Origin of the sequence: Gardnerella sp. Marseille-Q9691 (assembly GCF_046507715.1) — a bacterium.
Taxonomy (GTDB): Bacteria; Actinomycetota; Actinomycetes; order Actinomycetales; family Bifidobacteriaceae; genus Bifidobacterium; species Bifidobacterium greenwoodii.
The window spans coordinates 398908-424765 of sequence record NZ_JBKFXI010000001.1 but is presented as its reverse complement, the minus strand read 5'-3'; the positions used below and the strand labels follow the sequence as shown (position 1 = coordinate 424765).

The window sequence follows — 25858 nt, the reverse complement described above, 5'->3', positions numbered from 1 at the left end:
TAAGTAAAGCGCGATTAAAGCGTAAGTAAAGTAGGAGCGTAGTATGACTGAATTGGGCGAGTTAGCTCTTGATTTGCATCATGCTAGCGAAGACGAGATTTTTCAAGCATTTGTTGATTGGGTTAAAGATAACAAACATGTAGATTTGTGGCCGCATCAAGAAGAATCAGTTATGGATTTGCTTGCAGGAGACCACGTTATTTTAAACACTCCAACAGGTTCCGGGAAATCTCTAGTAGCGCTAGGCATGCATTTTGCAGCACTCGCTACCGGCAGACGCTCCTACTATACTGCGCCAATTAAAGCGCTTGTGTCTGAAAAATTCTTTGACTTGGTTGCTATTTTTGGGCGAGACAATGTTGGTATGATTACTGGCGACTCGCATATTAACGCGGATGCTCCAATAATCTGCTGCACGGCGGAAATCTTAGCAAACCAAGCGTTAAGAGAAGGCGTAAACGCAGAAGTTGATTGCGTTGCAATGGACGAATTTCACTACTATGGTGACCCTGAGCGCGGATGGGCTTGGCAAGTGCCTCTACTTACGCTTCCAAATACGCAATTCTTACTTATGAGCGCAACTCTTGGAGACGTAACGGATATTGCGGAACGCTTAGAAAAAACAACAAAAAGAAGCGTTGATATTATTGCTAACGCGCCAAGACCAATCCCACTTGAATACGAGTACACAGATAAGCCGCTTGCTGCAACTGTAGAACTCTTATTTAACAAGGGTTTAACGCCAATCTATGTAGTTCATTTTTCGCAAGATGCAGCTCTTGAAACAGCGCAAGCGCTCGCAAGTACGGGAGTTTCAAGCAAAGAGCAGCGAGATAAAATTGCTCAAGCAATTAAAGGCACAAAGTTTACTACAGGCTTTGGCAAAATTTTGCAAAGAATACTTAGAACCGGCGTTGGAGTGCATCATGCTGGCATGCTTCCACGCTACCGCAGGCTCGTAGAACAGCTGGCTCAGCAAGGACTGCTACCAGTTATTTGCGGAACAGACACTCTTGGAGTTGGTATTAATGTGCCAATTCATTCTGTTGTGCTTACAGCTCTTACAAAATTTGATGGGAACCGTAGTCGAAAGCTTCGCGCCCGCGAGTTTCATCAAATTGCAGGCCGTGCAGGCAGAATGGGATTTGATACTGAGGGCTTAGTGGTTAGCGAGGCTCCAGAGTTTGAGATTGAAAACGCGCGAGCTATTGCAAAAGCTGGTAACGATCCTAAAAAGCTTAAAAAAGTTAAGCGTAAGAAGGCTCCAGAAGGCTTTGTAGTTTGGGGCGAGCCAACGTTTACTAAGCTTATTGAAAGCGCGCCGGAAACTTTAAATCCGCACATGGTTGTAACTCACTCAATGATTTTGAACGAAGTTACGCAAGGTGGAGATGCTAAAGCGCGTGTGCAAAAACTTATTGAAGATAGCGCGCAAAAGCCGCAAGATAAAGAAAAACTTCTTGAACGTTGCGACGATATTTTCCAAACTCTGCTCGATACTCAAGTTATTGAACGCATAGAGCGCGCGGACGGTTCTTGCGATTATGAGCTTGACGTTGCAATGCCTGAGGGCTTTGCGCTAGATCAGCCGCTTTCGCCGTTCTTGCTCGCAGCTTTGGAATTGTTAGATCCCGAGTCTCAAAGCTACGCGCTTGACGTAATTTCTATGGTTGAAGCAACTCTGGATGATCCTAAGCCTGTTCTTCGTGCTCAAGAGCGCAAAGCTCGCGATGCTGCAATGGCTGGTATGAAAGACGATGGCATTGACTACGAGGAGCGCATGGAACGCTTGGCGGAAGTTAGCTATCCTAAGCCTCTTGAAGACTTGCTAACTCCTGCTTTTGCGCAGTATCGCAAAGACGTGCCGTGGGCGAACGACTACTGGATTAAGCCTAAATCTGTGCTTCGAGACATGGTTGAAACAGCATCCGATTTTACTGGCTACATTTCTCGTTATGGTATTGCTAGAAGTGAGGGAACGCTTCTTCGCTACCTTTCGGACGCTTACCGTTCGCTCGCTCGCACTGTGCCAGAAGACATGCTTAACGAAGAATTGCGTGATATTATCTCGTGGCTTCGTCTTGTTGTGCGCTCTATTGATTCTAGTCTTGTTGACGAGTGGGAGAGTGCAGGGGGTTCGGACGCTGAAGCTAATGCTGTAACTACAGCTGCACCTTCAACTTCTGAATCTGTGGTTGAAGATCGCAGGGGTCTTATTGTACTTATTCGAAACGCAATGTTCCGCCGTGTGCAACTTATGGATTTGGAAGATGCGGAAGCTTTAGGAGAGCTTGACAAGGCTTGGGGTTACAGCGTTCACGAGTGGAATGATGTGCTTGACGATTACTACGACGAGCATGAGTATGTTGGAATAGATGCCAAAGCTCGAAGTGGCGACTTGTTTATTCTTGACGATTCGCTAGAGAAGAGTGAGCACTCGTGGAAAGTGCGGCAGATTATAGACGATTCTGACGGGGATCATAATTGGGCTATTACTGGCATTGTTGATTTAGATACAACGCAAGATGAAGGCGAAGTTGTGTTCTTCGATTACCAAGTTTCGCACGTCTAGTGTTGTAAACTTGTTTTAGTTTGTAACCAACAACTAGAATCGAACGTTTGTTCTATACGTATTGTAAGCTGGTATTTATGGAGCAGGATTTATTTGCAGCAAGTAGCGCGCCTAGCGATGTAACGCGTCCGTTAGCTGTGCGCATGCGACCGAGCCGCATTGAAGACGTGTTGGGGCAAAATCACGCTCTAAAAGAAGGCTCTCCTTTGCGAAGGCTTGCGAATCCTCAGTCGAAAGGTTCTCTTACTGCTCCAAGTTCTGTTGTGCTCTTTGGCCCTCCAGGAGTTGGAAAAACTACGTTAGCATATATTGTTGCTCGCCAGTCTGGTCGCGTGTTTGAAGAGCTTTCTGCTGTAACTTCTGGTGTTAAAGATGTTCGTGCCGTGCTTGACCGCGCGCATGAGCGTTTAGTTAGCAAAGGTCAAGAAACGGTTCTGTTTATTGACGAAGTTCATCGTTTTTCTAAATCGCAGCAAGATGCTCTGCTCCCAAGCGTAGAAAATCGTGACGTAACTTTTATTGGAGCAACCACAGAAAACCCAAGTTTTTCAATCATTAAGCCGCTTTTAAGTAGGTCTGTTGTTGTTAAACTTGACTCTCTTAGTGTTGAAGATTTGCATACTCTTATAGAACGAGCAGTAACTAGCGAAAATGGGCTAAACAATCAGCTTAAAATCGACGAAGACGCAATAGATTCAATTATTCGTTTAAGCGGGGGAGACGCTCGTAAAACTCTTACTATTTTAGAAGCTGCGGCAGGAGCAATAACAGGAGATTTAGCGCTGCAGCATGGCAAAAAGAAACCTGTTATTACTGCAGATATTGTGTCTAATGTAATGGACACTACCACAGTTCGCTACGACAAAGATGGCGACGATCATTACGATGTGATTTCTGCTTTTATTAAGTCGATGCGCGGAAGCGATGTTGACGCTTCTTTGCATTACTTAGCGAGAATGCTTCGAGCTGGGGAAGACCCGCGTTTTATTGCCAGACGAATTATGATTGCTGCTGCCGAAGAAGTTGGTATGGCAGCTCCGCAAATTTTGCAAGTAACTGTTGCAGCAGCTCAAGCCGTAGCTTTAATCGGAATGCCGGAAGCGCGCATTATTCTTTCCGAAGCTGTGATTGCTGTAGCAACCGCGCCTAAATCAAACGCAAGCTACAACGCTATAAATCAGGCTTTGCAAGATGTTGATGCTGGAAATATTGGTCAAGTGCCTCTTCATTTGCGAAACGCTCCAACGAAACTAATGAAAAGCTGGGGAAACCACGAAGGATACCAGTATGCGCACGATTATCCGGGAGCTGTAGCATCCCAACAGTACATGCCAGACGAGCTTGTTGGCCGCGAATACTACCATCCAACGAATCGTGGCTACGAGCACGAGCTAACTCAACGCTTATCTCAAATTCGCAATATACTTCATGAGTCTAAAGAAAGTAGAGAAGTTGGCAATGAAAAAGAATAACGCTTTTTTGTATTATTGCGTATCAACAGTTGTGCTTATTTGCATGATTACAACATGGGTTGTGTATGTTCGCTTTGTTGCAGACACTGTACAAAACAGCGGTTTTTCGCTGAATCATGTTGCTAGTAGTGCCATAAGTGCTATCACAAAACCGCATACTCGCAGTACTGACGATATTCTTTCTCAAGCTGGTAAAGAATACAAAAAGGTGCTTGAAAATATTCACAAGTATTCATTCAATGATGCTCCAGAAGGCGATTATACTTACGCCTTATGGGATATTAATGATGACAAAATACCTGATTTGCTGGTTAATGATACGTACGAAGTTAAGAAAAATGATTCAGACGATACTAAGGAAGTGTCGTCAACACGAGTTTTTTCATACGATGGGAATAAGCTAGTTGCTCCTAATAATGTTCTCAAAACTCTATTAGGTAGATATGAGCATTCAACACTTTTCTTTTATAGGAATCACAAAGGTTTAGTATTCTATCTTCCGGAAAGTGAAGAGTGGTATAACAATCTTTCTAATAACAATCCTTCTTTTAACCCGGAAACACCATTCAAGTGGAAAGAAGTATCTTATACGCTTACGGGAAACAATCTGAACGATAGTACTACAGTTGTTGATTATCCTATTAAGAAAAATGAAAACGATACGTGCGAAATGGATAAAGTAGTTGCTCCAGTTTTTATTCCTATAAATGATGCAACTGGTATCAATAAGCTAATCAATTCAAATAAACGTAGCGATAAGCAAAAAGCGTACGATAAGCAAGTTCTTCAATGGCAAGAAAAAGGGTATCAAGTTTATACTGGTACAGTAAAACAGCTTACTCCAGAAGAAGCATACAACTATCCTGGTGCGCCAGTAACATATACTGGTTTTAGTCTTGATGATTTTATACGTATTAACAATAACCCAACTACCACAGTGCTCGCATTAGATAATCCGCGCTCAGCATCGTCATATTGTAATGGAACTGAGTGCGGATACAGACCTCCAAGTAATTTGATGAATAGGGTCGTAATAATATTAGATGATGCATTTGTGCACGATCCAAATCATGACAAGATTATGAATTATGTTGGAAAGAGAGTTACTTTTGCAACAGATGGAATGTATGATACTGTAAACAATCTTCCATGGGCGCAGCCTGTATTAAGCAGTAGCTCATATATAATTCAGGAGTTAGATCCTAGCTTAGATGAGTACAAATAAGCAACATTAGGCAAGTTCGTGAGACCTGCTGCGCGATAACATATGAAATAATTTATTCACGCACAAACAGAATTAAAAGAAGGAATTATGGCATTTTGTGTAAATTGTGGAAGCAAATTAGATGAAGGTAGTAAATTCTGTTCTTCATGTGGTAGCTCTGTTGAAAATTATTCAGAATCTAAAAACTATGCAACTTCAGCAAACTATGGTTCTCAACTTACTGAAAATCCTACTATTGCTAATTCTGGTATAAATTCTGATGCTGTGAATTGTGCAGTAAAAAACAATAATTTACAAGGATTCTTTAATTCAAAACAAGGCAAAATAGTAATTGCAGCTATTGCTTCTGTAGTTGTTGTAGCGATTATGATATTTTGCTGGCTACAGTTTGGCGCTCACTCAAATCGTAATATTTCTATTCCTAAAGCTAGTGCTCTTAAAAGTGTTCCTTTGCAAAAAACAGTAGATAATCTTCGTAAGCAAGGTTTAAATGTTACTGTTTCTAAAGAGTTTTCTTCTGTTAAGCGCGGCGGTTTTGTTCGTTTTGCTAATGTTCATCCTGGTCAAAGTGTTCCAAGTTCATCCCATATTACCGTTATAGAATCTAATGGCCCTGGAATTCCTAAAAAGGGAGTGGTTGGTCAGTCTATTGAAAAGGCTAAAAAAGTAGCAAACTCAATGGGTGTTCCGGTTGAAGTGTACAATATTATTTCTACTAATACTGGAAAAGTTGTTGCAACAGATCCAATGCCTGGCTTCCCAGTTTCAAACGGAAGTAGTGATAAGAGTGTGATTCGTCTAGCCGTTGGAGTTGAAGGCAAAGGTGTTCCTGCAGACTTATTCGGAATGGATAAAGACGAAGCAGTAAATAAGTTGCGAGATTTGGGGATGAAAGATGTTTCATTGCACCCGCATTTTTCGTCAGAAAAGAATCTTGGCAAAATCATTGCTTCTAATCCTGCTTTAGGAACGAAATTCTCGGGTGGACATATTGACTTGTATTACGGTGTTGACGCTTCTGAAACTAAAAATATTATGACAATGAATAGTCCAAGTGACAATAGCGTACGTTGGGCAACTAATACTGCTCCTGCAATGTTTGGCACTTGGTGCACTAATGATGGTGATTGCATGGAACTTCAGACGCATTATTATCCAAAAACAAACCCAATATTCACATTTTTACAGTTCCCAGATGACCCAGTTGACTCTAACGATTCTCGCTTCTACGAATATCTAGCGTTATGCAATTATTCTCAAGACCCGGGCGCTTGCACACTTCCGCATGATTATGAGAGTGGTAGAGAAGATCGCATGAAAAACCACCTTTTAAGTGGAGACACTGGTGCTTTTGAACTTTACCGCGGAATGGGTTTGCCTTATTGTGGCGAAACCACTAACGACAATATTGGAAATATCTGTGTTAATGGTAAATGGGTTGACTCATTTGAACCTCCTGAAGACATTAAGCAATATGGAAGTCCTGATAAAATTCCTGGCTATTGGAAAGGCTCTTCGTTTAGAATGCGTGACTTCTTCCTTGTAGTTCCAGTTCATGCCAATCTTAATAAGATTGAATCTTCTGGCTATTTTGAAGGAAAAGGCAATAAAAAGCCGGATACTACAAGACCGTTTATTCTACGCAGGAATCCGAAACTGTATACCCAAACAACTGTTGATGCTGAGCCTTACAAAGGCGATATAGGAGACAATCCGTTTGTGCCAACGAACAAGCACAAGGCTGTTCCGTTTAAGCCTGCTCCAGACGATAGTGTTGCATACTACTTGGTTGAAAAGCCTTTCGACTGGAGCAAGCTTCCTATTGCATAAAATCTTTAAATAAATACTGAAAGTAGAGATGTTTGCAAATTTGCAAAGCGCTAGTTATGTTTAACCTAATGCTTGAACGCTAACATATGAAATAATTTATTCACGCACAAGCATAATGTGGTCAACGTTGTCGAGTGTAGATACGCGGAACAATACAAAGCGATTGCCGATTACTTGCACGACTTCGGCGCCAAGCTTTTGAGCAAGAGCTTCAGCTGCTTCTTTAGCGCTTAATCCGGAACCATCTTGCACAGCGCACTTCATAAGTTCGTGGTACTGCATGGTTTCGTCTGCTTGCTTTACGGCTGCATCAGTAATGTCGTTCTTGCCAACGTATAAAAGTGGGCTTAGCGTATTAGCAAGTGCGCGAAGCTGCTTAATCTGCTTCTTTGTCAATGCCATAAGGCGTCCTTTCGCATGCAAGTTTAATCAAGTTTAATTAAACAAAAGTATTGCATAAGTTACATAAGTGCTTAACGGATTATACAGTATCTTGCGAATTATTTCACGCAAAAATTGCAACATGCGTATTTTGCTATGCATAATTTTATTCTGTATAACATTTATAAACTCATTGCAATAATCGCGCTAACAAAAGCAACGGCCACAACTAATAACAGCACATCTTTTGCGTTAACTTTCAGCGTGTGCAAATGAGATCTTGTTGCGCTTGGCGTGTAGCAGCGAGTGTCAAGTGCTAAAGAAAGTGTTTCTGAGTGGCGAATAACGCCTGCAAAAGCAGGAACAATAAGCGAAGATATTGCGTGGATTCGTTTGCAAATCGAGCCGTCCCGTATGCTTCCGCCTCTAGCAGTTTGAGCGTGCGCAACTTCTACTGCTTCGTTAGAAAGCGTTGGTAAAAATCGCAATGCTAGGCTCATAATAAGCGATATTTCCTGCGTCGGAACTCCAATAGTTTTAAGTGGCGACAGTAAAGACGTGCAGGCTTCGGTTAGTACTGTTGGGCTTATTGTCATAACTAATATTGCGCCAATAATAATTACAAGCGAGAATCTTGTGGCAAATAGTATTGCGCAATTAATTCCGTCGTAAGTTACAATAATCGGCCCGAGTTTATAAAGTATTTTGCCTGTGCGAACGGCAAGAATATTCAGCAATCCCGAAAAAGTAAATACTGCAATAAGCATGTGTAGTGAAGAAATTAGTTTTATGAATTGTATTTTTGCGGCAATTATTAGACACAGTGTGGCAAAAGCAAGAACAGCTAACTGCGTGTAATGAGTGATGCTAAAAGCGCTTAGCATGAGCATAAAGCAGGATATAAGTGTTATTCTGGGATCAAAAGAGCTAAGTAGTGAGGTTGATTTTTCTTGCGAAGATTCTTCTATCGCAATCGTTTCTTGTGATGATTTCTTTGTATCTTCTAAACTTTCACTATTGTTTGCTTTTAATGTTACTAATCTTGCTCCTAAAGCTTTTACGTCATGAATATTATGCGTAATAACAACAATTGTTACGCCTTGATTATTCAGTTCGCAAAGAATTCGCAATAAATGCGATGCTGCTTCAAAATCTAATCCTGCTGTTGGTTCATCAAGCACAAGTACTCTCGGTCTAAAAGCAAGAACGCCCGCTATCGCCACAAGACGCTGTTGGCCGCCGGAAAGAGAAAAAGGCGATTTTTCAGCCAAATCTTCAAGATTAAGCAGCCTTAACGTTTCATCTACACGTTCTTTAAGTTCGTCTCCTTTTAGACCAAAATTTTTAGGACCGTAAGCAACATCTTCGTGCACAGTGTTAGCAAAAAGCTGCTGCTCTGGAAGCTGCATTACGTAGCCAATAGTTTCGCGAAGTTTTTGACGATTCTTTTTAGAAGTTTTTCCACTAACAGGTATTTTTTCTACGCTTATAGAACCAGATTCTGCTTTTAACAGTCCGCACAAAGCTTTCGCAAGAGTGGATTTTCCACAGCCGTTTTCGCCCATTATTGCAATTATTTCACCTTCGTTTACGTCAAGTGAATAGTCGTTAATTACAGCTGGAGATTTATCATCGTATTTAACTGTTAAGTGTGATATTGAAATTGCTTTATTTGAATGCGTGCTATTGTTTATGTTTTCGTTTCGATTCGCGTAATTATTAATATTTTCCTGCGCTTTTTTTGAAAAACTAGATTTAGAATTGTTGAAATATGATTCCAGTTTTTCTAAACAAATTTCGTGAAGCACCCCATTTTCTAGCAGAAGTATGCGATCTGCGCGCTGGCATTCGTCAATTCGGTGCGTAATTTGCACAATACTTGTGCCGTTTTTATGCAAATCATCAAATAATGTGTCAACGTTTTCGCGAGATTTAGAGTCAAGCATAGAAGTAGGCTCATCTAGCACAAGTAGCTTTGACTGCATTGCAATAGATCCTGCTAAAGCAACTTTCTGCATTTGCCCGCCACTCATAAGACTTGGGTTAGAAAGTCTATGATTTTGCATGTGAACAGCCTCTAAAGCATTGTTAACAAGTTTTCGCATTTTATGCTGTTCTACGTTTAAATTTTCCAGTCCAAAAGCAACATCATCTTCAGTAACAGTAGTAACAATCTGATCTTCTGGACTTTGAAACAGAGCGCCAATAAGCTTTCGCGCATTTTTGTAAGCATCAGCATAAGCAGTAGTATTTTCAAAAACTTTTTCGCCGCACAATTCAACATAGCCGCTATCTGGAGCTGTTAAACCTGCAATAATTTTTGCCAAAGTTGATTTACCAGAACCGTTTTTGCCCACAATCGCTACGCGCTCGCCGGAGCGAATTGTAAGATTTAGTTGCTCAAGCGTCCAAGTTTTTCCATCATCGTAGCTGAAGCAAATATTTCGCAACACTACTAGAGTATTGTTTTCAACTGCGCAATTTTGAGCTTCGTTCATACTACTGCTTGTGCTGGTATTTTGCATAGTTTATGCCGTTTAGAAGATTTACTTGCTGTGGTGAAGTAGTTTAGAAACTGGTTTATAAACAAGCATTGTTACTACAACGTGAAGCGCAAGTTTAATAATATTAAACGGTAGCAATGCTGGAATAATAAGAGATGCAACTGTAGCAACGGTTATCTTTGGTGAATAAAGAGGAGTAATAACAAGATTTCCTGCTATTGCGAGCGCAATTGCAACAACAGAGCCTACCAAAAGTGCAATGATTGCACCTTTTCTGGTATGCATTTTCTTGTATACGATTGCCGCTGTAACACTAGCTCCTAAAGAAACTAGCACTGCCATAACTGTGCCGAGTGGATTGGTAAATAAGTGTGGTGAAAAGCCGAGTATGCTTACGATTGCTGCAGCTGAAGGCCCGTATGCGAATCCTGCAACTAGGCACACGATTCCTGAAGGATCGTATTTTAAATACGACAAGTCTGGAATAAGTGGAAATTCTATGAAACTTACTGCCATTGAAAGTGCTACGAATAGAGCGTATTTTGCTATTTTTTCGCTAGACCAGCTAGAGTTCTTTGCATAAGTTTGGTGATTATTCGTATTAGAAATGCCCATGATGGGCCTCCGTTTCTTTCATCCGGACTGTAACCGTTGGCTTCGGAATTTAACCGAATCAGCAGCTTTTACGCCGCTCGCGGGCTTCAAAAAGGCATAAAATACGCATTTTGTTACCGCCAGTAAGGATTTTCACCTTCCCTGAAACTGACTATTCTTTTGTATCTCATGCTAGGAACATTGTTGTAATAATTGTGTGGCGAGGGTAGGTGCGAGAATACAAGTATGAGCAATATGGGAACAAAGAAAATTGTTAACAGCAAAGCCAATAGCGTATGCAAGAGTATTGATAAGCTTGCTGTTGTTGTGGTTACTTATAAGCGTCAGGAACTTTTGGATAATTTGTTCCATTCTTTTGAATGTTTGAACGAGTGCCCTTGGCGAATTGTTGTTGTTGACAATGAGTGCAGCGATAAAACTCGCGAAATGGTTTCTGGTCTTGAAGCTGATTTAACTAATCGTTGGGGTAATGCAGAAAAGGACGATGAGGGCAATTGTTCTCACGTTGTTTACGCTCCGCAGGATGAGAATCTTGGTGGCGCTGGCGGTTTTAGCGCTGGTGTTAAGAAGGCTTATGAGCTTGGTGCTAAGTGGTTCTGGGTTATGGATGATGACGTTGAAACAGTGCCTGAGTCTATTGAGCGTCTTGCTCCTTGGACTAAGCGCCACGCTGTTATTCAAGGAAGTCGTTTAGATTACGACGGCGGTAATTTCTACTGGCAGTATGATTTTTTGGTTCCTCTTGGCATACCTAATCCTATTGCGCCTTCAGCTTTTGGTAATGCGGGTTATCGTGTGATGAACACAATGTGTTTTGAGGGCGGTTTAATTCGTCGCGATATTGTTGAAAAAATCGGCTTCCCGGATTCTCGCTACTTTATTTACTGGGATGATACTACTTACGGGTATCTTGCTAGTAAGGTTACGAATCCTATTGTTGTTCCGGATATTATTCTTCGTCGCACTCGCGATATTCCAAACTGGGATATTGCAGGAGTTCGTCAACTAAACTCAACTTCTGACATGAACCGTTACCATATTATGCGAAATCGTGGGTTTATGGCTCGCTACTTTATGGTTCATGGTGATTTCCATCCGTTTATGTTTGCGCTTGGAACCGCTTTAACTGCTGCTAAAGAGATTATTCGTCTGTTGGCTGTTGACCGTGAGCATATTCTTTCCGGTATTTGGAAATTATTTACCGGTTGGCTTGCTTCTAGGAAGATTTTGCACGACGGAACGTGGAAACCTATGCCTTCTTTGAAGTAAAAGTGAAATAGAAGTTAACAATCAGCAAGCGTGTCGCAATAAATATACGATACAATACTTGTGAATATCCTGTTATCAGCACACATTCAGAGGGGAGTGTTAGTGAGATGATTGACACTGCACAAGCATTTGGCGTCGATATTGGTGGTTCTGGAATTAAAGCTGCTCCAGTAAATTTGGAAAAGGGCGAGTTTGCAGAGCCTCGTTATAAGATTCTCACTCCTGCAGTTTCTACGCCTCAGGCGGTTGCAGATATTGTCCGTCAGCAGCTTGAGCATTTTGAAGTTCCTGCAGACGTTCCTGTTGGAATCGCTTTCCCTGCTCCAATTAAGCCGGGCAAGAAGCTTGATTTTATGGCTAATCTTGACCAGTCTTGGATTGGTGTTGACGTTACTGAAGTCTTTAGTGAGGCTTGCGGTCGTCCAGTAACAGTTGTTAACGATGCTGACGCTGCTGGTTTAGCTGAACAGCGTTTTGGCGCAGCAAAAGAAAAGGATGGCTTAGTTATTGCTACAACGCTTGGAACTGGTATTGGTACAGCTTTGATTTACAACGGTGTGCTTATTCCAAACACTGAGCTTGGTCATATTCAGCTTGAAAAAGGTAAGGGAGATGCTGAAAAGTATGCTGCTTCTTCCGTTCGTGAAAAGCTTGATATGGGCTATAAGAAGTGGGCTAAGCGCCTAACTAAGTACTATGGTTTGATGGAAAAATACTTCAACCCAGATTTGTTTGTTGTTGGTGGTGGAGTTAGCCGCGTAAGCGAAAAATTCCTTCCACATATTGATATTAAGACTCCTATTGTGGTTGCAACTTTGCATAATGAGGCTGGAATTATTGGTGCAGCTTATTACGCAATGCAGAAGACTCAACAACAGGACTAAATATTAATAAATAGTAGTAATTTATTTGTTGTTGTTTTAAGCTGGGTGCAGGTTTAATCTGTTGCCCAGCTTTTTTATGCCAAGTGTTAGGGTTGTTACGTGCGATTTTCTTCCAGAGTAGATGTAAGTGAGCCAAATCCTATTATTTTAGCGCAGAGAAAAGCTGTGTCTAAAGGCATAAAGCTTACTAAATTAAACGATTCTAATCCTACTGCTCATAATCTTGCCCCAAGCTGTTTATCTGGACGCTATACTGCGGATGCAAGAGGTCCTAAAGAAGCTAGGGAACTTATTGCAGACTTTATTAACAAGCGTGATAATCGCACTAATACTTCTATTCCTTCAAAGCTTAATCCAGATCAGCTTTACGTACTTTCTTCAACATCTCAAGCTTACGCATGGCTTATGATGCTTCTTTGTGATGCGGGGGATGCTGTTATTGGTCCTACTCCTGGATACCCGCTTATTGAGTCGATTGCGCGCTTGCAATGCGTGAACGCAATACAGTATCCTTTGCATTACGACGGTTCTTGGACTATTGATTTGCCTCGCGTAAAAGAGTTAATTGAAAATAAGTCTTTGCGCATTAAAGCACTTGTGCTTATTAACCCGAATAATCCTACCGGCTCTTACGTAAAGAGTGAGGAGCGTAAAGAATTATTGCAATTATGTCATGATAATGATGTTGCAATAATTGCTGACGAAGTTTTTTACGATTATTATCTTGAGCCTTTTGAAACAAACGCTAGGCTTGCTGGAGAATCATCTACTCTCGTGTTTGCGCTTGATGGTTTTTCTAAAATGCTTGCAGCTCCTCACGCAAAAGTTGGGTGGATTGAAGTTTCAGGTCCTAAAGATGATGTTTACGAAGCTCAAAAAAGGCTTGATGTTATTGCAGACGACTTTTTGCCGATTGGAACAACGGTTTCTGAGCGCATACCTGAGTTGTTAGAGTATGCTTCTTCGCAGACTCAAAAGGTTCGTAACCGCGTTAGTAAAAATCTTAAAACTCTTCGTGAAACTTTAGCATCCTGGCCTAATTGTTGTGTTAGTGCTTTGCGTGCAGAAGGCGGTTGGAATATTTTATTGCGCGTACCATCGTGCATTGATGACGATGTGTTAGCGTTGCGCTTAATGCAAGATTATCGCTTGGTTTCGCAGCCAGGATACTATTTTGACATGCCTGTAAATGGGTATCTTGCTCTTTCTTTACTTCCGGAAGAAACTCAGTTTATTGAAGGTTTGAAATCACTTTTAAAAACCGTTGATACTCTTCTTTGTGAAGAATAATTTTACTAAAAACTTTTATTAAAATAACGTAAGCCAGGAGCGAACCAAATACCATAAGTCTGGGTTAAAACGAAGAGTGCTATCTTCACGACCTGTAACAAACCAGCTGAGTGCTGCAATAATAATCGAAGCAAAAAGTAGTGCTATTACAACAAAACGTATGCTGTATGAAATAGTTTTTTTCTGCCAACAATCATCTTTTTGAACAGAGGCCGCATGCTCTAAAAGTAAAGTTACGCCAACTACTGCAGCAATCGCAAAAGCCCACGCAAAATCTGCAATATATCTCCAACCAATTCCAGCTTTTAGACTGTCGAAAACAATAAGAAATACGCCAATTATTAAAGAAGTTATAGCAATATTCCACGAAGTCTTGTGCAAGCATCGTTTTCTCATAACTAAAGCAGCAAAAGACGCAACTAATGCGAGAGGAGAAAGCACGAACATTCCGCCAATCATAGGCTCAGCATACTGCCATCTGTCAAAAGCAACAGGCTGAATGCCAATCCAAGGAAAAGTTGGAATTAAACGCAAAGGTAGAGCAATATAGCTAAAAATAGACGGCAGAATATTTTGCGATGGCAAACGCATAGTTGTCATATCTGTAATAGTGATTTGATACTCGTTACCAAAGTTCAAAGGCGATCCAAAGCGCAGAAAATTATACAATCCAAACGGAATTGCAGTAATTACTGCTGGAAGAATCCAAGCTGTAGCATAGAGCAAAGGAATTCTCCAATATTCAGATTTTTTCCAATCTTTACTAAAATCTTTAAACGATTTTTTCAAAATAGGGTATAGCACAGGAATTGCAAATAAGACTGCTATTACAAAAGTAGGTCTGCAACCTAAATTAAGCGCTATAAAGAACGATCCCAAAGCAATATTTCTAAAAGAATTAGTTTTACTCTTAGCAAATGCGCCGAAATAAAACCATAATCCTAAAGATGTGAAAAATAGTGAAGCTGCCATTGGAACGGAATAGAAAGATGTTCTAAACCACAAGTAAACCGTGTTTGCGCTAATAAAGAACAGTGCTAAAGAAATTGATACGGTTCCTAAAGAAGCGTTTTTTACAGTATGCTCAATTATGCGAATAACCAGTAAAGATCCTGAAATAAGAAAAGCAATAAGAAACACAAATGTTGCAACAGTAGTTGGAAGCATTGCTCCGCCTGGAATCCAAATGCTTGTAATAAGACGGTAAGGCAAAAACAGTAGTACAGCTGGAAGAACACCAAAATACGAGTACCAGTGCCCCTTATAGTATGCGTAATCCCAGTACATGTGAGGAACTGAATGATTAAGAAGATTATTCCTAGCCATAGGATCATACGGGTTTGGCAAGGTGGTTAATTCGTGAGGAACAGGAAGATTAAGATGAACCTGCCCTTTTGCAAGAGCGTCAGCAGTATGAGCATACTGGTCGAAATCGTAAGCGTAATTTCCAGGCGAATCAAAATGCATTGGTGTAGCATTGCGCAAATTCCAAATAATTGTTGCAAGCGCAATGATTATAAAAGGCATCCATGATGCGAATAAGTAGAATCGTTGAGAAATGCTACTTGTGTTGAGTTTAATTTTCCAAAGCTTAGACCAAGGATTCCATAAAGCTATAAGTATTGCAAAAACAATTAGTATGCTTACGCGTCCCCAAGACCAGCTAAAAGGCGCTCTAACATTAGCTCTAGCATCCTCAATATCAAGTATTGCTCCAGCTGGATGCTGAAGCCATACTCTAACTACGCACGGTTGATCAACTACTTCTTCAGGAATGCTAAGTAGGGAAGCGTTAAGCGCTCGAGGATTTGTGCTTTGCGGTTTGCTTAAATATTTATTAGCTTCAACACGCGTGTGAATATCGTCTATAATTTGCTGCTTTTTATAAAGCTTATTTTTAACGCGAGAAGGTTGAAGACGAATATAAGGCGAGCTTCCATCTGAAATAACCTCTAAGTATGCTTCGGAAGGGTCTGTTATAAGAAGACCGCCTGATTTAAGACGTTTAACGCCGCTTCCTAAAGAATTGTGAACAGATGCGCTATCTGTACTTCCTGTAACACTGCTCCAAAATGGAATATTTCCAATAGAACATTCAAACAGTGCAATTATTAGCAAAACAAGAAGCGGAATGTGTAAAAAACGCCATGCGCAGCGCATAATGCGACTGTGAGTTTGCCTACTAGTGTGCGAAATAGTATCGCTAGAATCTTTCGGCAAGTCTTTAAGCATGGACGTTGTAATCACCACATAACCATTCTATTTCAAAGTTTCGAGCATTTTTCTAACTATTCTTCAGCAACCAAGTCAAGATACTCGTCGTTCCACAAATCTTCATCGCCGTCAGGCATAAGAAGAACACGCTCAGGGCGCAAAGCTTCAACAGCGCCCTCGTCGTGTGTGACTAGAACAATTGCGCCTTCATACTTAGATATAGCTTTTAAAATCTCGTCGCGAGATGCAGGATCCAAATTGTTAGTTGGCTCATCTAAAAGAAGTACGTTGGCTTGAGATGTAACAAGTGTTGCGAGCGCAAGACGCGTTTTTTCGCCGCCGGAAAGAACTTTTGCGGGCTTCATTGCGTCGTCGCCAGAAAATAGGAAGCTGCCTAGCATTGAGCGAGCTTGAGTGTCGTCCAAATTTGGCGCAACATGCTGCAGATTTTCAAGAACCGTAGCATCTAAATCCAAAGTGTCGTGTTCCTGGGCAAAATAGCCGATTTTGCAGCCGTGACCGTATTGAACTTCTCCAGTATCCGCTGTTTCTTCTCCGGCTAAAATACGCAAAGTTGTGGTTTTTCCAGCACCGTTGTAACCCAAAATAACAACCCTAGAACCTTTGTCTATTGCAAGATTAATTCCAGCAAAAACAATATTAGAGCCGTAAGCTTTAGAAATATCTTTTGCCATAATTGGTGTGCGACCGCATGGGGATGGTTCTGGGAAACGAATATCTGCTACTTTTTCGCGGCTTTGAGCTTCGCTTGTTTCGCTAAGCAAACGTTCGGCTCTTCGCATCATGTTTTGCGCGGCAACAGCTTTTGTGGCTTTTGCGTGCAGGCGAATGCCTTGCTTCATAAGGCGTTCTGCCTTCTTTTCGGCAACTTCGCGCTCGCGGCGGCGGCGTTCCTCATCTACTACGCGCTGATGCAAGTATGCTTTCCAACCCATTGAATACATGTCTATTTGGGCGAGTTGAGCGTCCAAATGCCAAACTTTGTTTACTACTTCGTCAAGTAGTTCCGTCGAGTGGGAAATAACAAGGAATCCGCCTTCGAAGCGTTTCAAATAATTTCGCAACCAAATAATTGAGTCGGCGTCCAAATGGTTCGTAGGCTCATCGAGAATAAGCGTGTCAGCGTCGGAAAACAGAATTCGCGCGAGTTCGATGCGCCTGCGCTGGCCGCCGGAAAGAGTGCCAAGAGTCTGCTGCATAATTTCTTGAGGTAGCCCCAAGCTTGTTGCCATTGAAATTGCTTCAGACTGTACTGCGTAACCGCCTGCTTTTTCAAAATCTTGCATAGCTTTGTCGTAGCGGTTCATAGCTTTAGTCATTACGTCCGGGTCTGGATCGGTCATTTCTTTTTCTGCTTTGCGAATCCTAGACACAATGGAAGAAATGTCTCGAGCGCTCATAATGCGGTCAATTACGCTTTGCTCTGGGTCCGCTGCGTGAGTATCCTGAGGCAAATATCCCAGGCCTCCGCTTACTCTAACGGATCCTCCAGCTGGAAGCATATCTCCAGTAATTACTCGAGTAAGAGTTGTTTTGCCTGCGCCGTTTCTACCGACTAAACCGATTTTGTCTCCCTTTGTAACATGAAAATCGGTAGGGTTTAACAGCGTGCGCGCACCAATTTGAATGGTTAATGCTTGTGCGTCAATAGGCATAGTTTATAATCCGTTCCCCAAAAAATTAGGCTTTATTTTATGTGTAGTAAGTAAAGTATTGCCAAACTCACTATTGTACCGTGTGCTAGTAACGAATATGTGATTATAAGTTAGAAAAAACTATAGTTTTTCGAACACTTGTTCTAAATGTAATTTTATAGTATAGTGGTTTGTTAACAGTTGGGGAGTGTTAATGGGGTTAAAAGTGGAGGTATTCGTTTGAATAAGCAAGTAAGTAAGCAGTCTGATGCTTTGCAAACATTACTAGATAAAACTACGTTTTCTTCGTATGACGGAAAAATAATATCGGATTTGTCTAAAGTGCCTTCTGAATGGAAAATCACTATTCAAGGAGCGCGCGAGCACAATCTTAAAAACGTGAGCTTGTCTATTCCTCGAAATCGAATGGTTGTTTTTACGGGTCTTTCTGGATCTGGCAAATCCTCTTTAGCTTTTGACACATTGTTTGCAGAAGGGCAACGACGCTATGTTGAGTCGCTTAGTGCTTACGCTCGCCAATTTTTGGGGCGAATGGATAAGCCGGATGTTGATTTTATTGAAGGGTTAAGCCCAGCGGTTTCTATTGACCAAAAAACTACTAATAGAAACCCTCGTTCTACAGTTGGAACAATTACTGAAATATACGATTATTTACGACTGCTGTTTGCTAGAGTTGGAGTTCCTCACTGCCCTGAGTGTGGTGAGTTGGTAAGTGCACAAACTCCTCAACAAATGACGGATGCTTTGCTTTCTAAGCCAGAGCGTACGCGTCTGCAAATTTTATCTCCTGTTGTTCGAGGAAGAAAAGGAGAGTTTAAAGATACGCTTGAATTGTTGCGTTCGGACGGCTACGCGCGAGCAATTATTGACGGTCAAATGCATGAACTTTCTGAAGATATTACTCTTGAAAAACAAAAGAAACACAATATTGAAGTAGTAATTGATCGAATAGTTATAAAAGATGGTATTCGCGTTCGTTTAACAGACTCAATCGAAACAGCATTAAAACTTTCTAAAGGTGTTATGGTTGCTGATTTTGTTGACGAGCCAGAAGACTCTCCAAACAGGCGCCAATCATTTTCCGAGCACAGGTCTTGCCCTAATAATCACAAGCTAGATCTTGAAGAAATTGAACCTAGAACATTCTCGTTTAACGCGCCGTACGGAGCATGCTCAGAATGTTCTGGAATAGGCTACAAGCTTGAAATTGACCCTGAGCTTGTTATACCAGATTCAGACAAATCTCTTTCTCAAGGAGCTATTGAACCTTGGGCAATGAATAAAGCTGCAGGAATGTACTATCAGCACGTACTTTCTGGTCTTTCTAAAGACATGGGCTTTAGCATGGATACGCCTTGGAAAAATCTTCCAGAAGACGTACAGCATGCAATCATGTACGGACATGATTTTAGCGTAAAAGTCTCCTACAAAAACAGGTGGGGTAGGCAGCGAGAATATTCCACAGGCTTTGAAGGCGTAGTTAGAACGCTTATGCGAAAGCATGACGAAACTGATTCAGATCAAATGCGCCAATACTATGAGTCGTACATGCGCGAAGTTCCATGCCAAAAATGCCATGGAAAACGCTTACGTCCAGAAGTTCTTGCAGTTACAGTTGCAAATACTTCAATATCTGAAGTATGCGATATGCCAGTTGAACGCAGCCTAGCGTGGGTTAATGCGCTTCATTTAGAAGGATCTAAAGCACTTATTGCAGGAGAAGTATTAAAAGAAATCCGTGCGCGACTTGGCTTCCTAAACGACGTGGGATTAAGCTACTTAACACTTTCAAGAGCCGCAAAAACATTATCTGGTGGCGAAGCGCAACGAATCCGCCTAGCTACACAAATAGGCTCAGGATTAGTTGGCGTTATGTACGTGCTTGATGAGCCATCTATTGGACTTCATCAGCGAGATAACGAGCGACTGATTGCAACATTGCATCATTTAAGAAACCTAGGAAACACGCTTATTGTTGTAGAACACGATGAAGAAACAATTCGCGAAGCAGATTGGTTAGTTGACATTGGTCCAGAAGCCGGAGAACACGGCGGAGAAGTAGTGTACTCTGGTCCTGCGGCAAACATTGTGAAAGCAAAACGTTCGATTACAGGCGACTATATTTCAAGAAGACGAATAATTGAAGTGCCAAAAAATCGTCGCTTAATTAACCCAGATCGAATGCTACATATTATTGGAGCTCAGGAGCATAATCTTAAAAATATAGACGTTAACATACCTTTGGGTGTATTTACTTGCATCACAGGAGTATCGGGATCTGGAAAATCAACACTAATTAACTCAATTTTGTACCCTGTTCTTGCAGATAAACTAAACGGCGCTCGCATAGTTCCTGGAAAACACAAGCGTGTGGAAGGCTTGGAATATTGCGATAAAGTGGTTCACGTTGATCAAAACCCTATTGGTCGAACCCCGCGTTCTAATCCTGCAACGTACACTGGCGTGTGGGATAAAATTCGCACGCTTTTTGCCCAAACTCCTGAAGCAAAAGTTAGAGGCTACGGTCCTGGAAGATTCTCATTTAATGTTAAAGGTGGCCGTTGTGAAGCCTGCCATGGTGACGGAACCTTAAAAATTGAGATGAACTTCCTGCCGGACGTGTATGTAGAATGCGAAGTTTGTAATGGAAAACGCTACAATCGTGAAACCTTGGAAGTTACTTATAACGGAAAGTCAGTTTCTGACGTTCTTGACATGCCAATTTCAGAAGCTGCAGTATTTTTCAAAGCATACCCGTCTATTGCGCGCTACTTGGATACTTTGGTTCAAGTTGGATTAGGTTATATTCGTTTAGGTCAAAGTGCGCCAACTCTTTCTGGCGGAGAGTCTCAGCGCGTAAAACTTGCTACAGAATTGCAGCGAAGATCAACTGGTAAAACAGTGTATATTCTCGACGAGCCGACTACTGGCTTACATTTTGAGGATGTTAGAAAGTTGCTGAATGTTTTGCAATCGCTGGTAGATAAAGGCAATAGCGTTATTGTTATTGAGCATAATCTCGATGTTGTAAAGTCTGCTGATTGGATTATTGATTTGGGGCCTGAAGGTGGAGATTCTGGCGGAAAAGTTGTTGCGGAAGGAAGTCCTGAAACTGTTTCGCTGTGTGAAGCAAGTTGGACTGGTAAATTCCTTAAACCAATGTTAAATTCTTAAAATTAAATTCGCATAGTGTGTAAAGCTTAAAATTATTGTTCATATTTTGTGCTTGAAAGGAGGTGAAAATGCAGAATAATAATCTTAATAAGAATTTGCATAAACCAGATAACTTGCAAGAATTAGATCAAATGAAAGCGAACGAAAAATGGCGAAAAACGCAATCATTTGAAGATGAACATTATCTCGAAAATTCAGAAGATTCAGAAGATTCAGAAAATGCTATCGAAAAACTAAATGCTTTTGGAGCTCCATTATTGGGGGATAGCCGTGACTTATTCCGTCCAGCGGCTAAAGATATTCCAGCGCAACCTGGAGTATACAAGTGGCGTGATGCAGATGGTCGAGTAATTTATGTTGGGAAAGCAAAAAATTTGCGTAATCGTTTAGCAAATTATTTTCAGCCACTTTACCAATTGCATCCTCGTACGCAATCAATGGTACTTGCGGCTAGAAGCTTAGAGTGGACTGTTGTTGCTACAGAATTTGAGGCTCTTACTCTTGAATACACTTGGATTAAAGCTTTTGACCCGCGTTTTAATGTTGTTTTTCGAGATGATAAAACTTACCCTTATGTTGCTGTATCTGTAGGAGAAACATTTCCTAGAGTGTGGATTACTCGAAATCGTTCCGCAAGAAACGCTAGATATTTTGGACCATATGCAAAAGTTTGGCCATTGCGTCACAGCTTAGATTTGCTTATTAAAACTTTTCCTGTTAGAACATGCTCAACTGCGGTTTTTAATAAGGCTCATAGAACAGGACGACCATGTTTGCTCGCCTCTATTGGTAAATGTTCAGCCCCATGCGTTGGAAATATTAAACCGGATGAGCATCGTTATTTAGTTGAGCGCCTAGTTGGGATTCTTACTGGAAGCGTAGGCTCATCTTATATTTCTCAAATCACTCGTGAAATGAAGCAAGCTAGTGAAGATCTAGAATTTGAGCGTGCTGCTAAATTGCGTGACGAAATTTCAGTATTAAGCACTGTTTTACAACAAAATTCAGCTGTTTTTGACGACGATGTGGAAGCTGACGTATTCGGTTTTTGTACCGATGAGCTTGAGGCTTCAATTCACGCATTCTTTGTTCGTTCGGGAATGATTCGCGGCGAGCGCAATTGGTCGGTTGAGCGAAATGAGCAAATAACTGACGGTGAGCTTTTAGCTGATTTAATTACGCATGTTTATGCAGAATATGAACATAATGTTTTTAAAGGTCAGAATACTTCTATTAGTATTAGGAAGATTCGAGATGCTGTTAGCGATACGCAAAAAGCTACTGCAACTGATGTAATATTGCGAGCTCAAGCAACTAGAGAGCGTAGAGAGCGCCAAGAAACTACGGGGCGTGAAGATTTGCTTGCCCCTATCTCTCCAGTTCCTCGCGAAATAATAGTTCCAATTTCAATTCCTGAAGATCGTCAAGAAGAACTTGAATCATGGCTTAGTAATATGCGCGGCTCTAAAGTAAGTATTAGAGTTGCGGAGCGTGGAGAAAAGCGAGCTCTTATGGAGCGTGCTAACGAAAACGCTTCTCAAGCGCTAACTCGCATAAAATCGAGTCGTATTAACAGCATAGATATTAGAACTGAAGCTATGAACGAAATTTCTAAGGCTCTTGGCATGAAGGAATCTCCTTTGCGCATTGAATGCTACGATATTTCAAATACTGTAGATGGTAGTTATCAGGTTGCTTCTATGGTTGTGTTTGAAGATGGAATTGCGCGTCCTAGCGAGTATCGTCATTTTGTTATTCGTGGAGAAAATGGTGTTGGAAAACTTGATGATTTAAGCGCAGTTTATGAAACAATTTTTAGAAGATTTAAGCATTCTGATTCGAATGTGGAATCTGAAAATTCGAATAATTCTACTTTTGCTGCAGATTCTAACCAGAATCGTCGTTTTGCCTACAAGCCTCAACTTATTATTATTGATGGCGCAAAAGAGCAAGCTAAATCTGCTAAGCGCGCAATGCTGGACGCTGGTATTAGCGGTATTACTGTTTGTGGTTTAGCTAAAAAGCTTGAAGAAGTATGGCTTCCGGATGAAGACTATCCGATTATTTTGAAACGTAGTTCAGAAGGATTGTATTTGTTGCAGCGCGCAAGGGATGAATCTCATCGTTTTGCTATTACTTACCATCGTAAGCGTAGAAGAAAAGGTGCTTTGCATTCAGCTTTTGACACTATTCCTGGAATTGGCGAAGTGTATCGTAAACGTTTGCTTTCTTCCTTTGGCTCTTTAAAAGAGTTAAAGAAAGCTTCGTTAGAAGATTTACAAAAGGTTAATGGTATTGGTGAAAGTAAAGCAAAAACAATATTTGACGCTTTACATTCTGCAACGGCTGGAAGCTAATTGTCGTAAAAATTTCGCTTTGCTAAATAGTGATAGTTGGAAATAGTATAAGTTGCTTCAACAAAAAACTCCACCTTGTAGAAGATTCTCGCTTGATTCGCAAAATATTAATCTACAAGGGGGAGTTTTCTGTAATTTTTATTAAATACTTATGAAACATTTGTGAACTTTATTACCGTTTGCTAGCCCAAATCTGCATATGTACAAATCCATTTATTGTATTTGTGCTCCAAAACGATTGAAGCCCAGTATTCTACAGGTCCTGCAGAAATATGAACAACGCCTTCAAAATGATGAGGATTCGTTAGCATTCCATTAACAAAACTCGGCACTGCCGGCATCGCACACAATGCTGAACGTGTTTTCATATCATTCTTATATTGGAAGTAATCATCCATTAGCTTCCACATGTTATTTAATTTTGTAACACACTTTGGTGTTAGCAATTGTTTCATAGCTGTAGAAGTAGGTCTTCCTCTGGAAATATCAGAAGCAATGCAAGCTATTTGGCAAGTTCTTAATGCAATCTTAACAAGATCTTTTTCATCTTGATCGTCAAAATAGCATGTGCCAATATGGTACTCCAGTTTTTTACGTGATAAAGCAATAGACAGTTCGCCTTCGTACACTGGTAACGATGTGCGAGCGTTAAAAACAACATGTGGCGGATGCTCATTGTTATCGTTGCTATTATTTGATGACTTGTTATTAAGCACGTCATCATTTTCGTCATCGTTATCCATTTCATATGTATCAACTATATTAATTTTCATTTTCTCTCCTGTATCTCATCTGCTCTATGAGCCCTTAAATTTCAGTACTTGCTAAGCTCATATCCCTACAAAATCAGCAAGTTAGATAAAAGCTTACAACGCGAGTTTTCGTCTATCTGTGTAAAATGCAAAAATGTGGATAAATTACAAAATATTCGTCATTTACCTTGAAAATAAACGATTTTAAGCGTGTTGAGTTATACACATTACGGTTTTATCGGTGTGTCGTATGATTTGGATGAATATTTTGTATGCATTGTTATGCAAATTTGCTTATAAAAACCATTAAAAATTAGATTTTTCAACATCAAAAAGCTACTGATAATAGTTGTAAAACATTGCGGATAAAACTTCGTCAGCATAAGGCACTAGCCTAATAAGTATGTCTCAGGAAATTGAAATTGGTTTGGGCAAAAAAGCCCGAGTTGCATATTCGCTTGACGATATTGCTATTGTTCCTTCGCGCCGTTCGCGCGACCCAAAGGCTGTATCTACTTCATGGCAGGTAGATGCTTATACCTTTGATATTCCAATTATTGCCGCTCCAATGGATTCAGTTACAAGCCCAGATACTGCAATTGCTATTGGTCAAATGGGCGGTCTTGGAGTTCTTGATTTGGAAGGATTATGGACTCGTTATGAGAATCCAGAGCCTTTATTAAAAGAAATATCCGAGTTGCCTAGCGAGGTTGCAACGCGTCGTATTCAGGAAATTTACACTGAACCAATCAAGCCGGAATTAATTGCTAAGCGCTTGCATACTATTCGTGACGCTGGTGTTACTGTTGCTGGCGCTCTTTCTCCTCAGCGAACTCAGGAACTTTACAATACTGTTCTTGAAGCCGGTGTTGACTTGTTCGTTATTCGCGGAACTGCTGTGTCTGCTGAGCATGTTTCCACAGATCACGAGCCTCTTGATTTAAAGAAGTTTATTTACGATCTTGATGTGCCTGTTATTGTTGGCGGTTGCGCTGATTACACTTCTGCTTTGCATTTGATGCGCACTGGTGCTGCAGGTATTTTAGTTGGATTCGGCGGCGGTGCTGTGTCTGCAACTATGAACACTTTGGGCGTACAAGCACCTATGGCTACTGCTATTGCTGATGTTGCTGAAGCTCGTAGGGATTATATGGATGAGTCCGGTGGTCGATACGTGCAAATTATTGCAGATGGCGGAATGGGTAATTCTGGCAACTTTATTAAAGCTCTTGCAATGGGCGCGGATGCCGTTATGCTTGGAACTCCATTAGCTCGTGCAACGGAAGCTCCAGGCCACGGCACTCACTGGGGTGCTGAAGCTCGTCATTTAACACTTCCACGCGGCATGCGCACTAATGTTGGAACTGTTGCACCATTGGAAAACATTCTATTTGGTCCAAGCCACGAAGCTGATGGCACAACGAATTTTGTTGGTGCTTTGCGTCGAACAATGTCTTCTACCGGATACGTGGATGTAAAGAGCTTCCAGCGTTGCAATGTTGTGTTTAACCCATTCCATCAGGATGTTCGTTAAGTTTATTTCAGCATAACTTTGTAGATAAAATATGCGGTTTAGTGCATGAATTGTGTGCTAAACCGCTATATTTTTTAGCATTATTGCGTAACTTTTTAATATAAACGCT

General features: G+C 41.0%; 16 protein-coding genes and 1 riboswitch. Of the genes, 10 read left to right on the top strand and 6 right to left on the bottom strand.

Annotation, left to right across the window (positions count from 1 at the left end; genetic code table 11):
• Positions 1-43 precede the first annotated feature (43 nt).
• The 4 genes from ACLD6A_RS01750 (at position 44) to ACLD6A_RS01735 (ending at position 7099) form a co-directional block, all read left to right on the top strand.
• The gene (locus ACLD6A_RS01750) at positions 44-2572 is read left to right on the top strand and encodes a DEAD/DEAH box helicase (protein WP_410313406.1); all 2529 of its coding nucleotides are present in this window, start codon (positions 44-46) and stop codon (positions 2570-2572) included.
• 77 nt (positions 2573-2649) lie between these two features.
• Positions 2650-4044: a replication-associated recombination protein A gene (locus tag ACLD6A_RS01745; RefSeq protein WP_004135090.1), complete on the top strand. Its 1395-nt coding sequence runs from the start codon at positions 2650-2652 to the stop codon at positions 4042-4044.
• Positions 4031-5269 (top strand): hypothetical protein, encoded by a 1239-nt coding sequence (locus ACLD6A_RS01740; RefSeq protein ID WP_410313405.1) that lies wholly within the window; start codon positions 4031-4033, stop codon positions 5267-5269. The genes ACLD6A_RS01745 and ACLD6A_RS01740 overlap by 14 nt, the downstream gene beginning before the upstream one ends.
• 87 nt (positions 5270-5356) lie before the next feature.
• Complete coding sequence (locus ACLD6A_RS01735; RefSeq protein ID WP_410313404.1) at positions 5357-7099, top strand: PASTA domain-containing protein; 1743 nt, start codon at positions 5357-5359, stop codon at positions 7097-7099.
• A gap of 96 nt (positions 7100-7195) precedes the next feature.
• On the opposite strand, the gene ACLD6A_RS01730 is transcribed toward ACLD6A_RS01735, so the two are convergent.
• From ACLD6A_RS01730 to ACLD6A_RS01720, 3 genes are all read right to left on the bottom strand, one after another.
• Positions 7196-7501, bottom strand: coding sequence for a YhbY family RNA-binding protein (locus ACLD6A_RS01730; protein ID WP_119521168.1), 306 nt, complete (start codon positions 7499-7501; stop codon positions 7196-7198).
• A 161-nt stretch (positions 7502-7662) separates the two neighbouring features.
• On the bottom strand, positions 7663-9978 hold the full coding sequence (locus ACLD6A_RS01725) for an energy-coupling factor transporter ATPase (protein ID WP_410313403.1): 2316 nt from the start codon (positions 9976-9978) through the stop codon (positions 7663-7665).
• Between the two features lie 48 nt (positions 9979-10026).
• Complete coding sequence (locus tag ACLD6A_RS01720) at positions 10027-10599, bottom strand: ECF transporter S component (RefSeq protein ID WP_410313402.1); 573 nt, start codon at positions 10597-10599, stop codon at positions 10027-10029.
• Positions 10600-10605: 6 nt separating this feature from the next.
• Positions 10606-10752: riboswitch (FMN riboswitch) on the bottom strand.
• Positions 10753-10824: 72 nt separating this feature from the next.
• On the opposite strand from ACLD6A_RS01720, the gene ACLD6A_RS01715 reads away from it, so the two are divergent.
• The 3 genes from ACLD6A_RS01715 to ACLD6A_RS01705 all read left to right on the top strand — a co-directional run bounded on the left by ACLD6A_RS01715 (position 10825) and on the right by ACLD6A_RS01705 (position 14042).
• Positions 10825-11868 carry a glycosyltransferase gene (locus ACLD6A_RS01715; RefSeq protein WP_410313401.1) on the top strand — a complete coding sequence of 348 codons (1044 nt, stop codon included), beginning with the start codon at positions 10825-10827 and terminating at the stop codon, positions 11866-11868.
• Positions 11869-11975: 107 nt separating this feature from the next.
• Entirely contained in the window at positions 11976-12752 is a 777-nt protein-coding gene (gene ppgK, locus ACLD6A_RS01710; protein WP_004135072.1) for a polyphosphate--glucose phosphotransferase, read from the top strand.
• 99 nt (positions 12753-12851) lie between these two features.
• The gene (locus ACLD6A_RS01705) at positions 12852-14042 is read left to right on the top strand and encodes a pyridoxal phosphate-dependent aminotransferase (RefSeq protein ID WP_410313400.1); all 1191 of its coding nucleotides are present in this window, start codon (positions 12852-12854) and stop codon (positions 14040-14042) included.
• Positions 14043-14060: 18 nt separating this feature from the next.
• On the opposite strand, the gene ACLD6A_RS01700 is transcribed toward ACLD6A_RS01705, so the two are convergent.
• Together ACLD6A_RS01700 and ACLD6A_RS01695 are read right to left on the bottom strand one after the other, a co-directional pair.
• Positions 14061-16274 (bottom strand): hypothetical protein, encoded by a 2214-nt coding sequence (locus ACLD6A_RS01700; protein ID WP_019261029.1) that lies wholly within the window; start codon positions 16272-16274, stop codon positions 14061-14063.
• 56 nt (positions 16275-16330) lie between these two features.
• A complete protein-coding gene (locus tag ACLD6A_RS01695; RefSeq protein ID WP_019261028.1) occupies positions 16331-17932 on the bottom strand; it encodes an ABC-F family ATP-binding cassette domain-containing protein in 1602 nt (533 codons plus the stop codon).
• Between the two features lie 213 nt (positions 17933-18145).
• Here ACLD6A_RS01695 and uvrA point away from each other — a divergent pair, with 213 nt between their 5' ends.
• Positions 18146-21106, top strand: a complete 2961-nt coding sequence (gene uvrA, locus ACLD6A_RS01690) for an excinuclease ABC subunit UvrA (protein WP_410313610.1) — start codon at positions 18146-18148, stop codon at positions 21104-21106.
• A 68-nt stretch (positions 21107-21174) separates the two neighbouring features.
• Complete coding sequence (gene uvrC / locus ACLD6A_RS01685) at positions 21175-23463, top strand: excinuclease ABC subunit UvrC (RefSeq protein ID WP_410313399.1); 2289 nt, start codon at positions 21175-21177, stop codon at positions 23461-23463.
• 182 nt (positions 23464-23645) lie between these two features.
• Here uvrC and ACLD6A_RS01680 read toward each other — a convergent pair whose 3' ends face one another.
• Positions 23646-24236 (bottom strand): hypothetical protein, encoded by a 591-nt coding sequence (locus ACLD6A_RS01680; RefSeq protein WP_004137250.1) that lies wholly within the window; start codon positions 24234-24236, stop codon positions 23646-23648.
• A 382-nt stretch (positions 24237-24618) separates the two neighbouring features.
• Here ACLD6A_RS01680 and ACLD6A_RS01675 point away from each other — a divergent pair, with 382 nt between their 5' ends.
• On the top strand, positions 24619-25749 hold the full coding sequence (locus tag ACLD6A_RS01675; protein ID WP_004135052.1) for a GuaB3 family IMP dehydrogenase-related protein: 1131 nt from the start codon (positions 24619-24621) through the stop codon (positions 25747-25749).
• Positions 25750-25858 lie beyond the last annotated feature (109 nt).

Bases quoted from the DNA above. Each gene is read 5' to 3' on its own strand.
- ACLD6A_RS01750 (WP_410313406.1), top strand. From the start codon at position 44: ATGACTGAATTGGGCGAGTTAGCTCTTGATTTGCATCATGCTAGCGAA.
- ACLD6A_RS01715 (WP_410313401.1), top strand. From the start codon at position 10,825: ATGAGCAATATGGGAACAAAGAAAATTGTTAACAGCAAAGCCAATAGC.
- uvrC (WP_410313399.1), top strand. From the start codon at position 21,175: ATGCAGAATAATAATCTTAATAAGAATTTGCATAAACCAGATAACTTG.
- ACLD6A_RS01730 (WP_119521168.1), bottom strand. From the start codon at position 7,501: ATGGCATTGACAAAGAAGCAGATTAAGCAGCTTCGCGCACTTGCTAAT.
- ACLD6A_RS01680 (WP_004137250.1), bottom strand. From the start codon at position 24,236: ATGAAAATTAATATAGTTGATACATATGAAATGGATAACGATGACGAA.
- ACLD6A_RS01700 (WP_019261029.1), bottom strand. From the start codon at position 16,274: ATGCTTAAAGACTTGCCGAAAGATTCTAGCGATACTATTTCGCACACT.
- ppgK (WP_004135072.1), top strand. From the start codon at position 11,976: ATGATTGACACTGCACAAGCATTTGGCGTCGATATTGGTGGTTCTGGA.
- ACLD6A_RS01675 (WP_004135052.1), top strand. From the start codon at position 24,619: ATGTCTCAGGAAATTGAAATTGGTTTGGGCAAAAAAGCCCGAGTTGCA.
- ACLD6A_RS01720 (WP_410313402.1), bottom strand. From the start codon at position 10,599: ATGGGCATTTCTAATACGAATAATCACCAAACTTATGCAAAGAACTCT.
- ACLD6A_RS01735 (WP_410313404.1), top strand. From the start codon at position 5,357: ATGGCATTTTGTGTAAATTGTGGAAGCAAATTAGATGAAGGTAGTAAA.
- ACLD6A_RS01725 (WP_410313403.1), bottom strand. From the start codon at position 9,978: ATGAACGAAGCTCAAAATTGCGCAGTTGAAAACAATACTCTAGTAGTG.
- ACLD6A_RS01695 (WP_019261028.1), bottom strand. From the start codon at position 17,932: ATGCCTATTGACGCACAAGCATTAACCATTCAAATTGGTGCGCGCACG.
- ACLD6A_RS01745 (WP_004135090.1), top strand. From the start codon at position 2,650: ATGGAGCAGGATTTATTTGCAGCAAGTAGCGCGCCTAGCGATGTAACG.
- ACLD6A_RS01740 (WP_410313405.1), top strand. From the start codon at position 4,031: ATGAAAAAGAATAACGCTTTTTTGTATTATTGCGTATCAACAGTTGTG.